This is a genomic window from Rhodococcus sp. WB9 (assembly GCF_007558985.1).
GTDB lineage: Bacteria > Actinomycetota > Actinomycetes > Mycobacteriales > Mycobacteriaceae > Rhodococcus_F > Rhodococcus_F opacus.
Window position 1 is genome coordinate 3,343,007 of sequence record NZ_CP041769.1, and the last position, 13,498, is coordinate 3,356,504.

The following is a 13,498-nucleotide window of genomic DNA, read 5'->3' on the forward strand; positions in this document are numbered from 1 at the left end:
ACGATGAGGGGACTGTGAAAAGGAGCTTGCCGTTTGGTCTAGACCATTGGGCCACCGCGTGGAGAACGGCAGGTGAACAATTGGTACAGACCATTTTTCGGGTACGCTCGGCCGCATGAACGACGACGGCAGCGCGTCCGGAGAGTCCGTGCTGATCGATACTGCCGGGGCGCTGTGGTCGCTGCGCGGCGTCTGCGAGGCACGTGACTGGCTCACGCCGCGATTCGGAGAACGCGTCGGGTGGCTCGCCGGGACGCACGTCGCGGCCAAGCGCTATCTGGTGGCCACCGAATCCTGTTACGCGGCAACGCTGTCCGACCAATCGGTGGCCACGCTGGAAAAGCGGGGCGGTGCCGCCGTCGACGCCGAGTTCATCAAGCATTCCTACTGGCCCGACGTCGTCCGGCTCCGGCGTTACGACGACGCCGCGAAAATCCCCGGGGCGCAGGCCCCGAGCGTCCACGACGTGATCGCCGTCGCGCACAGGGTGCGGCTCGCGGTGATACCCACGCCATGACGGAAACGCCGAACGTCCCCAAGTACTACCGGGTCCGCACCGAACTCGAGTCGATCCTCGCCGAGCTCGAGGTGGGGGACGCGATCCCTGCGGAGCGGGAACTGGCCGTCCGGTTCACGGTGTCCCGCGAGACGGTGCGGCAGGCCATCCACGAACTGCTGGTCGAGGGTCGCGTCGAGCGTCGCGGCCGCGGCACCGTCGTCGCCGGCCCGAAGCTCGTGCAACCGCTGTCGTTGCGGTCCTACACCGAGGGTGCGGTCAGCCAGGGCCGGGTGCCCGGGCGCGAACTGGTGACGTTCGAGGAACTCGGCGCCGAAGCGGATCTCGCCGAGGCGCTCGGTCTCGCGTTCGGAGCGCCGGTGATCCACCTCGAACGCGTCCTGCTCGCGGACGACGAGAAGATCGGGCTCGAGAGCACCCATCTGCCCGCCGACCGGTTCGGGGCGATGGCGCGCCGATTCGATCCGGGTACCTCGCTGTACGCGGCGATCCGCGAGACCGGCGTGGTGTTCGCGTCGGCGACCGAGCGGATCGAGACCGTGCTGGCCTCCCCGCGGGAGGCCGCGCTGCTCGACTCGACCACCGCGATGCCGATGCTGCGGCTCCACCGCGTCTCGCTCGACACCGACGGCGTGCCGATCGAACGGGTGCGTTCCCTCTACCGCGGCGACCGGATCGCCTTCCTCACCACACTGCGGGAGTGACGTCGACGCGCCCGACGGGTCCGGAGGCGCCCGGGCCGTGCACGGGGCTAACCTGGTACTCATGTCTGTCCGCACAGCACTGAGCCCCGGAACCGTGTCTCCCGTCCTCGCCGTACCGGCGGGGATCGAGCGTCCCGAGTACGCGTGGAAGCCCACGGCGAAGGAAGGCAACGAGCCGTGGGTTCAGACCCCGGAGACCATCGAGGCCATGCGGGTGGCGAGCAAGATCGCCGCCCAGGCCCTGCAGGAGGCCGGTAAGGCGGTGGCGCCGGGTGTCACCACCGACGAGCTCGACCGCATCGCGCACGAGTACATGATCGATCACGGCGCCTATCCGTCGACGCTCGGCTACAAGAGTTTCCCCAAGTCGTGCTGCACGTCGCTGAACGAGGTGATCTGCCACGGCATCCCCGACTCTACGGTGATCCAGGACGGCGACATCGTCAACATCGACGTCACCGCCTACATCGGCGGCGTGCACGGAGACACCAACGCCACGTTCCTCGCCGGGGACGTCGCCGAGGAGAACCGGTTGCTGGTGGAGCGGACCCACGAGGCGACGATGCGCGCCATCAAGGCCGTCAAGCCGGGCCGTGCGCTCAACGTCATCGGCCGCGTCATCGAGTCGTACGCGCACCGCTTCGGCTACGGCGTGGTCCGCGACTTCACCGGGCACGGCATCGGCACCACCTTCCACAACGGACTCGTCATCCTCCACTACGACGAGCCCTCCGTGGACACGGTCATCGAACCCGGCATGGTGTTCACGATCGAACCGATGATCAACCTCGGCGACATCGGCTGGGAGATCTGGGACGACGACTGGACCGTCGTCACCAAGGATCGCAAGTGGACGGCTCAGTTCGAGCACACCATCGTGGTCACCGAGACCGGCAACGAGATCCTCACCCTGCCTTGAGCGAGAGCCGGTGGAAGGGCGCCCTGCTCGTCGCCGGCACCACGTCCGACGCGGGCAAGAGTGTGCTCGTCGCGGGACTGTGCCGGATGCTCGCGCGGCGAGGTGTCCGGGTGGCGCCGTTCAAGGCGCAGAACATGTCGAACAACTCCGTCGTCACGCTGGACGGCGGCGAGATCGGCCGGGCGCAGGCCCTGCAGGCCGCGGCCTGCGGACTGGAGCCGAGCGTCCGCTTCAACCCCGTGCTGCTGAAACCGGGTAGCGACCGTACGTCGCAACTGGTGGTGCGCGGCCGCGCGGTGACGTCCGTCGGAGCCCGCGACTACATCGAGCACCGGCAGCACTTGCGCGCGGTGGTGGCCGAGGAACTGGCGTCGCTGCGCGCCGAGTACGACGTGGTGATTTGCGAGGGAGCGGGCTCACCCGCCGAGATCAACCTGCGGGCGACGGACCTCGCGAACATGGGGCTCGCCCGGGCGGCCGACCTGCCGGTGGTCGTCGTCGGCGACATCGACCGCGGTGGAGTGCTCGCCCACCTGTTCGGCACCGTGGCGGTCCTTGCACCGGAAGACCAGGCGCTGATCGCGGGATTCGTGATCAACAAGTTCCGCGGCGACGTGTCGTTGCTGGCGCCGGGCCTCGAGCAGTTGACGGCCATGACGGGACGTCCGACGCTCGGGGTGATTCCCTTCGCCGAGGACCTGTGGCTCGACGCGGAGGATTCGCTCGGTGTGGTGGGGGACGCCCCGGTCGGACGTCCGGCACCACCGATCGGCGACGACTGGCTGCGGGTGGCCGCGATCCGCCTGCCCCGCATCTCCAATTCGACGGACGTCGAGGCGCTCGCGTGCGAACCCGGGGTGTCGGTGCGCTGGGTCACCGACCCGTCGCGGCTGGAGGACACCGACCTGATCGTCCTGCCCGGCAGCAAGTCGACCGTGTCGGATCTGGAGTGGTTGCGCCGCAACGGCATCGCGGATGCGATCGCCGTGCACGCGAAGCGCGGCGGCCCGGTGCTCGGCGTGTGTGGCGGTTACCAGATGCTCGGTTCCGTGATCGTCGACGACGTCGAATCCGGCCGGGGCGCGGTGCCGGGCCTCGGACTGCTCGACCTCGAGGTCGAGTTCGCCCCGGACAAGGTGCTCGCGCAGGTGCGCGGCGACGCCCACGGAGTTCCGGTGTCCGGGTACGAGATCCATCACGGCCGGGTGCGGCGCAACGGCGACCAGCCGCTGCTCCACGCGGGCAGCGGCGCCGCGGAAGGCAGTATCCGCGGCGCCGTCTACGGCACGCACTGGCACGGAGTGCTCGAGACCGACCGCTTCCGCCGGCTTCTGCTGGACGACGTGGCCGAACACGCGGGGAGGACCGGTTTCGTCACCGCGCCGGACACGGATGTCGCCGCGATCCGGACCGCTCAACTCGATCTGCTGGCGGACCTGGTGGAGCAGAATCTCGATCTCCGCGCCCTCGAGGATCTCCTCGGCGCGGGCGCCCCGGAAGGTCTCCCCGCCATCGCGTCGACCCTGGTCCGCTAGGCCGTCGCGCGGCGGACGAGCGCCCACGCCGCGACGATCCCTGCCGTCGCGGCCAGTGCCGGAAGCCACACCAGCGGCACCGACCGGGGCACGTCGGCGAACCAGTGGCCGATGTCGGGCCACCACTGCTGCCACGTGATCACGAACGCGGCGGCGCCCGCGGCGAGGAGAGTGCCGACGCCGAGCGTGAAGAGCCCCACCACCCGCCACCGGTGATGCAGTGCGCCCAGGAACATTCCCGCCGCCGCCGTCAGCGACAGGAAGGCGAAGTCGGCGCCCAGCTGGATCGCCGGGTCGGACGTGAAATAGTTGGGTACCGCGAACATCCGCATCCCCACACCCCAGCCGCCGGTGGCCTCCTCGATCAGCGACAGTCCGTAGAGCATCACCCCGAACACGAGAACCTGGACGGCGGCGACGATCAGGGTGGCCGCGAAATAGTCGCGCCGGGTGACGCTCATCCCCAGTGCGAACGGGAACGTCTGTGTCATGGCCTGCAGGTAGAACGCGAGGGCGATCCCGAACAGGGAGAAGACGCCGCCGGTGAAGTTGGTATCGCTGCCGGTGTCGCCGACCATCGCGAAGATGGCCGCCGCGATCGTGAACGACGCGACCAGCACGCCCAGTGGCCACGCGACGAGCAGGGGCCAGGCGACGGTGTGGATGCGGGAGACGGTCAGGACCCGGGTTGTCATCGTGCCTCCTCCTTGGTGGCCGTGGTGCTGCGGACCACGAGTTGTTGAAGGCTGAGCGGCTCGAAATGCAGGCCGTCGTCCACCGCCCGGTCCCGTTCGGAGTCCGACAGGCTGGCCTGCACGGTCGCCCGTTCGTGATTCCCCAGCGATTCACGGTGCAGGACGGGCTTGTTCGAGGTGAAGTCGGCGACGAGCGAGGCCAGGCCGGAGACGACGACGGCCCCTTCCCGAAGCGCGTCGGTGTCCTCGTCGAGGACGATCCGTCCCTTGTCGATCAGGATCACGTGTTCGATCAGGTCGCTGACCTCGTCGATGAGGTGTGTGGAGAGCACCACCGTGCGCGGGTGTTCGGCGTAGTCGCCGAGAAGCCGGTCGTAGAAGAGGTGCCGTGCCACCGCGTCGAGGCCGAGATACGGCTCGTCGAACAGGGTGAGCGGTGCGCGGGAGGCCAGACCGACCGTCACACCGAGCGCGGACGTCATGCCCCGCGACAACTTCTTCACCTTGCGGCACAACGGAAGATCGAAATCCTCCAGCAGTGTCTGTGCGAGTTCCTCGTTCCAGTGGGGGAGCAGGTGCCGTGCGGTCGCGAGGACGTGCCCGACCCTGAAGTCGTCCGGGTACTTCTGGCTCTCCTTGACGAAGCAGACGTCGGTGAGTACCCGGGAATTCTCGTGCGGGGCCTGACCGAAGATCTCGACTACACCCGAAGTCTGGAACTCCTGCCCGGTGAGGATCTGCATGAGCGTGGTCTTGCCGGCCCCGTTTCGGCCGAGGAGACCGTAGATCTTGTTCTCCTGCAGGGAGAAGTCGATCCCGTCGAGTGCGACGAAGTCGCCGAATCTCTTGCCGAGGCCCCGCGCCGAGGCGACCGTCTTCGTGTCGAACGCTGTGCCGATCATCGTGCTCCCTCCCGTTGGTCGAGCATGGTCTTGAGTTCGGCGATGCTGACGCCGAGTTTGTCCGCCTCGGTGACGAGCGGATCGATGAACTGGCGCGCGAACCGCTCGCGACGCCGGAAGCGCAGCGCGTTCCGGGCGCCGGAGGTGACGAACATTCCGATTCCCCTCTTCTTGTAGAGGATCCCGTCGGCGACGAGCTGATTCAGTCCCTTGGCTGCGGTCGCCGGGTTGATCCGGTGAAAGGCGGCGAGCTCGTTGGTGGACGGCACCTGGCCTTCCTCGGGAAGGGTTCCGTCGATGATCGAGTTCTCGATGAGCTCTGCGATCTGCTGGAACAGCGGTCTGCCGTTGTCGATCATCGACGCCCGCCCCGCCGGTTGATCGGTTCATTACTCATGTAACGAACCATAGAACCAGGGAGGTCCGAGCGCAAGACGTCCCCGATCGCGTAGTTTTTAGCCCATGGAACTGACGCACGTGGCGGTGGGAAATGGAACCTGCACGGTCCGCATCGACGGACCGGAGAGCAAACACACCGTTCTCCTGCTACCGGGGGCCGGCGACGGACCGGATGTCTACGACGGCGTCTGCGAGCGCCTGCACAATTCCGATCTGCGCACGATCGTGCCCGAGGACATCACCGGTCTCGACGAGACGACGATCATGGCGCTGCTCGACGAACTGAAGGTCGGGTGGGTCAACCTCGTCGGCAGCCGGGAAGGAGCCGAACTGGCGTGGTCGCTGGCGGCTCGCCAGTTCGGACGCTTCGCCAGCCTCGTGGTCGCCGACCGGGGGCATCCGGCCGCACCCGACGGCGCCGGTGCGGTCCGCGGATCCGACTGCCCGCCCGTCGAACTCCCCACGACCGTGATGATCGGCAGCCCCGACCGGCGTGCCGAGGCGGACGCGAGCGGACGCTTCGTCTACTCCGACTTCCGCGTCGTTCAACTCGACGACGTCACCAACGTCCCGGCGGCCGCGGCGGCCGAGCTCGCCACCGAGATCGTTCTCCGCACCAGCCCCTGGTAGACCCCGGCCCCACGCCGAGCACGACCGTGCTCAGCGTGGGGCGTACATGATGACGGCCATGCCCAGCAGGCAGATTAGGGCGCCCGAGACGTCCCAGCGGTCCGGGCGGAAACCGTCGGCCACCATGCCCCAGATCAGCGAGCCCGCGACGAACACCCCGCCGTACGCGGCGAGGATGCGGCCGAAGTTGGCGTCCGGCTGCATCGTCGCGACGAACCCGTACGCCCCGAGTGCCGCGACACCGGCGCCGATCCAGATCCAGCCCCGGTGCTCGCGGACGCCCTGCCACACCAGCCACGCGCCGCCGATCTCGAACAGCGCCGCGATGGCGAACAGCGCGACGGACTTGGCGACCGTCACTCGGCCGGTAGGTCGAGGCCGAGGAGGGCGTTCTCGACGACTTCGGGCAGCGCCGGGTGGATCCAGTACTGCCCCCGCGCCATCTGCTGCGCCGTCAGCCCGAAACTCATCGCCTGGATCAGCGGCTGGATCACCGTGGGTGCCTGGGCGCCGATCACGTGCGCACCGAGCAGCCGCCCGGTGCCGCGTTCGGCGATGACCTTGCACAGACCCTCGTCGTCCTCCATCGCCCACCCGTAGGCGACGTCGCCGTACGCCTGCACCTTCACGGTAATGTCCCAGCCAGCCTCCCGGGCCTCGGCCTCGGTCAGCCCGACGTGCGCGATCTGCGGGTCGGTGAACACGGCGGCGGGAACGAACCGGTGGTCCGCGGCGCGCAGACCCGACGTGTCCCTCCACGCGTCCTGCAGGAGGTTGTGCTGAACGACACGCGCCTCGTGGTTGGCCACGTGCTTGAGCTGGTACGGCGAGGAGACGTCACCGAGCGCGAACACGCCTTCGGCACTGGTCCGTTGATAGTCGTCGACCACGACGCGTCCCTCGTCGTCGAGGTCGATGCCGCCGGCGGCGGCCCCGATGGCGTCCCCGTTCGACTGCCGCCCGGTCGCCACCAGGAGAACGTCACCCGAGACGACGCTGCCGTCCTCGAGTTCGACCGCGACGCCGTCACCGTCGCTGCGCACGGCTGCGACGGCGCTGCCGCGGTGCACGTCCCATTTCTTCTGGGCGAGATCCGTGAACCGGCGGGAGACGTCTTCGTCGAGGTGCCGCAGCAGGTGAGCGCTGCGCGCGATCAGCGACACCCGGGTGCCCAGCGCGGAGAACACGTGTGCGAACTCGGCGGCGATGTATCCCGCACCGATGATCACCATGCGCTCGGGCAGCTCCGGCAACCGCATGATGTCGTCGTTCGTGTAGTACCGCGCGCCGGATTCCCGGACCACGTCGGGAATGATCGGGCGGGATCCGGCCGCGATCACCACCTGGTCGGCGGTGACGACCTCCCCGGTTCCGGTGTCGAGGGTTCGTGGGCCCACGAACGTCGCGTGCCCGCGGAACAGCGTGGTGTTCGGGCTGTCCTCGGCGCGGTAGCGCTCCCCGCCGGCCGAGATCGGGTCGATGCGGCCGAAGACCCGTTTGACGATGTCCGGCCAGCGCACCCCCTCGAGCTCCGCGTCGACGCCGTACTTCGCGGAATTGCCGACCGTGCGGGCCACCTCCGCGGCGTAGACGAACATCTTCGTCGGGATGCAACCCACGTTCAGGCACGTCCCGCCGAACGTGCCCTCCTCCAGGATCGCGACCGTCTTGTCCGCGAACCGATCGTCGGGCAGCGAGTTGCCGGACCCCGAACCGATGATCGCCAGATCGAAATGTGTCATCGGTTGGCCTCCGCGGCGTTGTGGCCGTGCAGCCAGTCGAGCCAGAGGTCCACTTCGGCGAACGCCTCCGCCCGGGGCTGGTCGGCAGACAGGAACACGTCGTGCCGGGCGCCCGCGATGGGCACGATCGTGGTGCGGTCGCCGAGGCACCCCGCCCAGCGGGCGATCTGCCGGACGTCGAGGACGGCGTCGGCCGTGTCGACCCTGGGGTCGTACCGCGGCGCGAAATACGACGCCTTGGATCGGAGGATCAGGGCGGGAACCCCGATGTCGAGACCCCGGTGCAGTTGGGCATGGCCGCGGCGTACCGCGCGCAGCCACCCGAACGTGACCGGGAAACCGCTCAGCGGCTTCCAGTCGAGGTTGTAGTTCCAGATGCCGTTGCCCTCCACGTGCAGGCTCACGCCGTATGTGTCGAGCCCGGTCTTCGGGATGATCGACTTACGTTTGACGCGCCCGAGCGCGTCGACGGCCACCGTCCCCACGTTCCGCAGGTACGACGGACCCTGCAGGTCGAACCACGGGCTGTTGAGGATGACCCCGCTGATGCCGAGTGCGGCGGTGCCGCCCGGCTTGCGCTGCAGGCGGTGCAGCCACAGCGGCAGAACCAGACCGCCCGTCGAATGCGCGACCAGCAGGACCTCGCCGTCACCGGTCTGTTCCCGGACCTGGCGCAACGCCTCGTTGAGTTCGGCGTCGTACAGCGTCAGATCGGAGACGAAGTGCGGCGTCTGGCCGGGTTCGAGCGAGCGCCCGCACTTGCGCAGATCGAGTGCGAAGAAGGCGTAACCCTGTTCGGCGAAGTGCTCGGCCAGGTGTTTCTGGAAGAAGTAGTCGGTGAATCCGTGGACGTAGAGCACGGCGCGGCCGGTCTTCTTCGTCTCCTGCGCGGGCTGGTAGCGGATCAGCGTCGCCTTCACCTCGCCCTCGCCGTCGGGGTCGGTGCCGAGAGGGATGGTCAGCTGTTGATAACCGTCGCCGAGAACGTCGGGAGCCCATGTAGTCACAGATCACAATCTAATGTGCGATTCCGGGGCGCGGGGAGGCGCACAATTGGGGCAGGTGATTCTCGCTCATACGCGCGGGTAACCTATCCGGCGAACACGGCAGGCGTATGCGCGTACGGCTATGGACAAGGAAGTCGATACTCCAGTGTCAGATCAGAATGCGGTAGAGACGAAAACGGATGTAGTGCTGGTTGGCGCGGGCATCATGAGCGCGACGCTGGGAGCGATCCTGCGTCAGGTGCAGCCCGATTGGTCGATCACCACATTCGAGCGGCTCGACGCAGTAGCCGCCGAGAGCAGCGACCCGTGGAACAACGCGGGCACCGGCCACTCTGCGCTGTGTGAGCTCAATTACACCCCGCAGAACGCCGACGGCACCGTGGACATCACGAAGGCCGTCAACGTGAACGAGCAGTTCCAGGTGTCGCGGCAGTTCTGGGCGCACGGCGTCGAGAGCGGTGTGCTGACGCAGCCCAAGGAGTTCATCAACCCCATCCCGCACGTGAGCTTCGTGCACGGCGAGGCCAACGCGAAGTACCTGCGGGCCCGCTACGACGCCCTCGCCGGTCACCCCCTGTTCGCGGGCATGGAGTACATCGACGCCCCCGACGAGTTCACCCGTCGCCTGCCGTTGATGGCGAAGGGCCGCGACTTCAGCGATCCCGTCGCTCTCAACTGGACCCAGGACGGCACCGACGTCGACTTCGGTGCCCTGACCAAGCAGCTCCTCGGTTACGTCGGCGCGTCCGGCGGCGTCGTCCACTTCGGGCACGAGGTCACCGACCTCACCAAGCAGTCCGACGGCACTTGGGTGGTCAAGGTCACCAACCGCCGCAACGGTGTGAAGAAGGTCGTGCGCGCCAAGTTCGTGTTCGTCGGCGCCGGCGGCGGTGCGCTGCACCTGCTGCAGAAGTCCGGCATCGAGGAGGCCAAGGGCTTCGGCGGGTTCCCCGTGAGCGGCGCGTTCCTGCGGTGCACCAACCCGGAGCTCATCGACCAGCACCGCGCCAAGGTCTACGGCAAGGCCGCCGTCGGCGCGCCGCCGATGTCGGTTCCGCACCTCGACACCCGCGTGATCGGCAACAAGCCCGGACTGCTGTTCGGCCCCTACGCCGGCTGGTCGCCCAAGTTCCTCAAGCAGGGCCGCGTCACCGATCTGCCCAGTTCGGTCAAGCCGAACAACCTGCTGTCGATGCTCGGGGTCGGCGTCAGCGAACTCGGTCTCGTCAAGTACCTGATCAGTGAGCTCGCGATGTCCGAGGCCGGCCGGATCGAGACCCTGCGGGAGTTCGTCCCGAAGGCGCTCGGCAAGGACTGGGAGCTGATCACCGCGGGCCAGCGCGTCCAGGTCATCCGTCGAGCCAAGGGCAAGGGCGGTGTCCTCGAGTTCGGCACCGCGGTCGTCAACGCCGCCGACGGCAGCATCGCCGGACTGCTCGGCGCGTCGCCGGGTGCGTCCACCGCGGTGCCCGCCATGCTCGACGTTCTGCAGCGCTGCTTCCCGACCCAGTACGAGTCGTGGAAGCCGAAGCTCCAGGAAATGGTTCCGTCGCTGGGCATCAAGCTCTCCGACGACACCGCACTGTTCTCGCAGGTGTGGGATTGGACGTCGAAGGTGCTCCAGCTCGACACCAGCAAGGTGGAGGACGCGTCCGTCGCGGTCTGACGCACCGCCCGGCCCGGGTCCACGGGCGCGCACACTTGCCGGTGCTGTGCGATAGTTGCCTGTCATGACGGCAACTGCAGCACTCAAGCGTTCGTGGGCACTCGATCTCGACAACAAGACGCTCTACGAGTTGCTCAAGCTCCGCGTAGAGGTCTTCGTCGTCGAGCAGGCGTGCCCGTACCCGGAACTCGACGGCCGTGATCTGCTGGTCGAGACCCGCCATTTCTGGCTGGAACAGGACGGTCAGGTGGTCTGCACCCTCCGGCTCCTCGAGGAGCACGCCGACGGCACCACGTCGTTCCGCATCGGTCGGCTGTGCACGTCGCGGCCGGCGCGCGGTCAGGGACACACGACGCGTCTGCTGCGCGCCGCGCTCGCCGAGGTCGGCGACGCGCCGTGCCGCATCAACGCGCAGACGTATCTGGTGGACATGTACGCCAAGCACGGTTTCAAACCGGACGGCGAGGAGTTCGTCGAGGACGGCATCCCGCACGTCCCCATGCGGCGCGGCGGCGGTGCCGCCCATGGTGTCGGCGGCGGTGCCGCCCATGGTGTCGGCGGCGGTGCCGCCCATGGTGTCGGCGGCGGTGTCGCGTACGAGGTGGCGGAGGCGGCCCCGTCGAGCGCCGGGCAGTAGGCCCCGACTAGGGTCGTCAGGTGAATGTCCGCGGGGAAGTCCTGTTCGAATCAGGCGCGGTCCCGCCACTGTGACGGATCTCTGACCGGCTGCCACCACCCTGGTTGCCGATCCGGTCTCCCAGCCAGATTGCCGCGGCGTTCGTACCGGCCAAAGCTCTCGGCGAGGAAACCGGGACGTGAAGGGATGCAGCGTGCGTACGGATCGTGAAGTGGACCAGGTTCGACCCGACTTTTCGTGGGGATTCCCGTTCAGCGCGGTGGTCGGTCAAGACCGGTTGCGGCTGGCCCTCATCCTCTGCGCGGTCCATCCCGGTATCGGCGGCGTCCTCGTCCGCGGTGAGAAGGGGACGGCCAAATCGACGGTGGTCCGCGCTCTCACCGCGCTGCTGCCGGCGGTGCACGACGAGCACGGGACCCGCCCGGCGCGACTGATCGAACTGCCGGTCGGAGCCACGGAAGACCGCGTCGTGGGTTCCCTCGACCTCGAGAAGGTCCTGCGCGACGGTGAGCGCGCGTTCCAACCCGGACTGCTGTCGGCCGCCCATCAGGGTGTTCTCTATGTCGACGAGGTCAATCTTCTGCACGACCATCTGGTCGACGTGCTCCTCGACGCGGCGGCGATGGGCCGCGTCCACATCGAGCGTGACGGCATCTCGCACTCGCACGCCGCGCGGTTCGTGCTGGTCGGCACGATGAATCCTGAGGAGGGCGAGCTCCGGCCGCAGCTCCTCGACCGGTTCGGGCTGGCCGTCGACGTCGCCGCGTCGCGGGAGGTGGACGTGCGCATGGAGGTGGTCCGGCGTCGACTGGACTTCGAGCGTGACCCCGCACGGTTCGCCGAGCGCTACGCCGAGCAGGACGCCGCCTTGGCCGCCGCCATCCTCGAGGCCCGCGACCGGCTCGACTCCGTCGAGCTCGACGACGTCGAGTTGCGCCGAATCTCTTCTCTCTGTGCGTCGTTCGACGTGGACGGCATGCGCGCCGATCTCGTCCTCGCCCGGACCGCGACCGCGCACGCAGCATGGCGGGGCGCCGGCGCCGTCACCGCGGAGGACGTGCGGGTCGCCGCCGAGCTGACCTTGCCGCACCGCCGTCGCCGGGATCCGTTCGACGAACCCGGCCTCGATGAACAGCAGCTCGACGACGCCCTCCGCCAGGCCGACGAGGACGCCAGGTCCGGTGCCGAGGAACCACCGGAGCAGGAGCCGGGAACTCCGCCCGGCACCCCGACCGGACCGGACGGCGGGGGCACCGAGCCCGGCGGACCCGACGATCCCGACGGGCCCGGAGGCGGGGCTCCGGCACCCCCCGAACACCCGGCCGGGCCGACCGGCACCCAGTTCACCACCAAACTCCTCGAGGTACCCGGAGTCGGCGACGGCGCACCGGGCCGGCGTTCCCGATCGCGCTCGTCCCGCGGTCGCGCGGTGCGCTCGACCGCCGAACAGGGGCACGGACTCCACCTGGTGGGCACGCTCTTCGCCGCCGCCGAGCGGCAGGTGGCCCGCGGCCGGACCGCCGGTCGGATGATCCTGGACTCCGCCGATCTGCGCGGGGCGATTCGCGAGGGCCGCGAGGGCAACCTCGTGGTGTTCGTCGTGGACGCGTCCGGGTCGATGGCGGCCCGTGACCGATTGTCGGCCGTCACCGGTGCCGTCGTCTCACTGCTGCGCGACGCCTACCAGCGCCGCGACAAGGTGGCGGTGATCACGGTTCGCGGACGAGCCGCGGAACTGGTCCTGCCGCCCACCTCGTCGGTGGACATCGCCGTCCGCCGCCTCCGAGGAATGAAGACGGGCGGCAAATCCCCACTGGCAGAAGGATTCCTGCGCGCGCGTGAGGTCGTGTTGCGGGAACGTCTCCGCGACCCGCAGCGTCGCGCGCTCGTCGTCGCACTGACGGACGGGCGGGCGACGGGCGGCAAGGATGCACTGCACCGGGCCAAGGTGGCCGCGGGGCTGCTCGCCGACAGCTCGGTCGCGTCGGTGGTCGTCGACTGCGAGACCGGCATGGTCCGGCTCGGGCTGGCCGCGGAGCTGGCCCGCCGGCTGCGGGGCGGCTACGTCCGCCTCGGTGAATTGTCCGCGCAGCAGGTTGCGGGCGTCGTCCGCGCCGCGGCGTGATCCGGACGCGGATTCGGTAG

Annotated in this window: 14 protein-coding genes; 8 read left to right on the plus strand and 6 right to left on the minus strand. The window is 68.7% G+C overall.

The annotated features are described in order from the left end of the window. The first annotated feature begins 115 nt into the window (after positions 1–115). The 4 genes from FND50_RS15465 (at position 116) to FND50_RS15480 (ending at position 3,675) form a co-directional block, all read left to right on the plus strand. Positions 116–517, plus strand: a complete 402-nt coding sequence (locus FND50_RS15465) for a hypothetical protein (RefSeq protein ID WP_144286282.1) — start codon at positions 116–118, stop codon at positions 515–517. Next, positions 514–1,221: a GntR family transcriptional regulator gene (locus FND50_RS15470; protein WP_144286283.1), complete on the plus strand. Its 708-nt coding sequence runs from the start codon at positions 514–516 to the stop codon at positions 1,219–1,221. The genes FND50_RS15465 and FND50_RS15470 overlap by 4 nt, the downstream gene beginning before the upstream one ends. A 61-nt stretch (positions 1,222–1,282) precedes the next feature. Further along, positions 1,283–2,140, plus strand: coding sequence for a type I methionyl aminopeptidase (map, locus tag FND50_RS15475; RefSeq protein WP_005259297.1), 858 nt, complete (start codon positions 1,283–1,285; stop codon positions 2,138–2,140). Next, positions 2,137–3,675 (plus strand): cobyric acid synthase, encoded by a 1,539-nt coding sequence (locus FND50_RS15480; protein WP_144286284.1) that lies wholly within the window; start codon positions 2,137–2,139, stop codon positions 3,673–3,675. The genes map and FND50_RS15480 overlap by 4 nt, the downstream gene beginning before the upstream one ends. Here FND50_RS15480 and FND50_RS15485 read toward each other — a convergent pair. From FND50_RS15485 to FND50_RS15495, 3 genes are read right to left on the minus strand one after another with little or no spacing between them, the layout of a single operon-like run. Further along, the gene (locus FND50_RS15485; RefSeq protein WP_144286285.1) at positions 3,672–4,370 is read right to left on the minus strand and encodes an ABC transporter permease; all 699 of its coding nucleotides are present in this window, start codon (positions 4,368–4,370) and stop codon (positions 3,672–3,674) included. The genes FND50_RS15480 and FND50_RS15485 overlap by 4 nt on opposite strands. Further along, on the minus strand, positions 4,367–5,272 hold the full coding sequence (locus tag FND50_RS15490) for an ABC transporter ATP-binding protein (protein ID WP_144286286.1): 906 nt from the start codon (positions 5,270–5,272) through the stop codon (positions 4,367–4,369). The genes FND50_RS15485 and FND50_RS15490 overlap by 4 nt, the downstream gene beginning before the upstream one ends. Next, positions 5,269–5,631 carry a GntR family transcriptional regulator gene (locus tag FND50_RS15495; RefSeq protein ID WP_005259287.1) on the minus strand — a complete coding sequence of 121 codons (363 nt, stop codon included), beginning with the start codon at positions 5,629–5,631 and terminating at the stop codon, positions 5,269–5,271. Before FND50_RS15495 ends, FND50_RS15490 begins: the two co-directional genes overlap by 4 nt. Positions 5,632–5,734: 103 nt before the next feature. On the opposite strand from FND50_RS15495, the gene FND50_RS15500 reads away from it, so the two are divergent. Next, the gene (locus tag FND50_RS15500; RefSeq protein WP_005259286.1) at positions 5,735–6,301 is read left to right on the plus strand and encodes an alpha/beta fold hydrolase; all 567 of its coding nucleotides are present in this window, start codon (positions 5,735–5,737) and stop codon (positions 6,299–6,301) included. Between the two features lie 30 nt (positions 6,302–6,331). Here FND50_RS15500 and FND50_RS15505 read toward each other — a convergent pair whose 3' ends face one another. The 3 genes from FND50_RS15505 to FND50_RS15515 are packed head-to-tail and all read right to left on the minus strand — an operon-like array spanning position 6,332 to position 9,050. Continuing rightward, on the minus strand, positions 6,332–6,661 hold the full coding sequence (locus FND50_RS15505; RefSeq protein WP_144286287.1) for a YnfA family protein: 330 nt from the start codon (positions 6,659–6,661) through the stop codon (positions 6,332–6,334). Next, the gene (mtr, locus tag FND50_RS15510) at positions 6,658–8,043 is read right to left on the minus strand and encodes a mycothione reductase (RefSeq protein ID WP_144286288.1); all 1,386 of its coding nucleotides are present in this window, start codon (positions 8,041–8,043) and stop codon (positions 6,658–6,660) included. The genes FND50_RS15505 and mtr overlap by 4 nt, the downstream gene beginning before the upstream one ends. Further along, positions 8,040–9,050: an alpha/beta hydrolase gene (locus FND50_RS15515; protein ID WP_105419344.1), complete on the minus strand. Its 1,011-nt coding sequence runs from the start codon at positions 9,048–9,050 to the stop codon at positions 8,040–8,042. Before FND50_RS15515 ends, mtr begins: the two co-directional genes overlap by 4 nt. Positions 9,051–9,171: 121 nt before the next feature. Here FND50_RS15515 and mqo point away from each other — a divergent pair, with 121 nt between their 5' ends. The 3 genes from mqo to FND50_RS15530 all read left to right on the plus strand — a co-directional run bounded on the left by mqo (position 9,172) and on the right by FND50_RS15530 (position 13,478). Next, positions 9,172–10,716: a malate dehydrogenase (quinone) gene (mqo, locus tag FND50_RS15520; protein WP_037204597.1), complete on the plus strand. Its 1,545-nt coding sequence runs from the start codon at positions 9,172–9,174 to the stop codon at positions 10,714–10,716. Between the two features lie 64 nt (positions 10,717–10,780). After that, entirely contained in the window at positions 10,781–11,353 is a 573-nt protein-coding gene (locus FND50_RS15525) for a GNAT family N-acetyltransferase (RefSeq protein ID WP_007296922.1), read from the plus strand. 211 nt (positions 11,354–11,564) lie between these two features. After that, on the plus strand, positions 11,565–13,478 hold the full coding sequence (locus FND50_RS15530) for a magnesium chelatase subunit D family protein (RefSeq protein ID WP_144289068.1): 1,914 nt from the start codon (positions 11,565–11,567) through the stop codon (positions 13,476–13,478). The last annotated feature ends 20 nt before the right edge of the window (positions 13,479–13,498 follow it).

What these genes read in the sequence shown, in the direction of transcription:
- FND50_RS15465 (WP_144286282.1), top strand. Translation starts at nt 116, where the DNA reads ATGAACGACGACGGCAGCGCGTCCGGAGAGTCCGTGCTGATCGATACT.
- FND50_RS15470 (WP_144286283.1), top strand. Translation starts at nt 514, where the DNA reads ATGACGGAAACGCCGAACGTCCCCAAGTACTACCGGGTCCGCACCGAA.
- map (WP_005259297.1), top strand. Translation starts at nt 1,283, where the DNA reads ATGTCTGTCCGCACAGCACTGAGCCCCGGAACCGTGTCTCCCGTCCTC.
- FND50_RS15485 (WP_144286285.1), bottom strand. Translation starts at nt 4,370, where the DNA reads ATGACAACCCGGGTCCTGACCGTCTCCCGCATCCACACCGTCGCCTGG.
- FND50_RS15490 (WP_144286286.1), bottom strand. Translation starts at nt 5,272, where the DNA reads ATGATCGGCACAGCGTTCGACACGAAGACGGTCGCCTCGGCGCGGGGC.
- FND50_RS15495 (WP_005259287.1), bottom strand. Translation starts at nt 5,631, where the DNA reads ATGATCGACAACGGCAGACCGCTGTTCCAGCAGATCGCAGAGCTCATC.
- FND50_RS15500 (WP_005259286.1), top strand. Translation starts at nt 5,735, where the DNA reads ATGGAACTGACGCACGTGGCGGTGGGAAATGGAACCTGCACGGTCCGC.
- mtr (WP_144286288.1), bottom strand. Translation starts at nt 8,043, where the DNA reads ATGACACATTTCGATCTGGCGATCATCGGTTCGGGGTCCGGCAACTCG.
- mqo (WP_037204597.1), top strand. Translation starts at nt 9,172, where the DNA reads ATGGACAAGGAAGTCGATACTCCAGTGTCAGATCAGAATGCGGTAGAG.
- FND50_RS15525 (WP_007296922.1), top strand. Translation starts at nt 10,781, where the DNA reads ATGACGGCAACTGCAGCACTCAAGCGTTCGTGGGCACTCGATCTCGAC.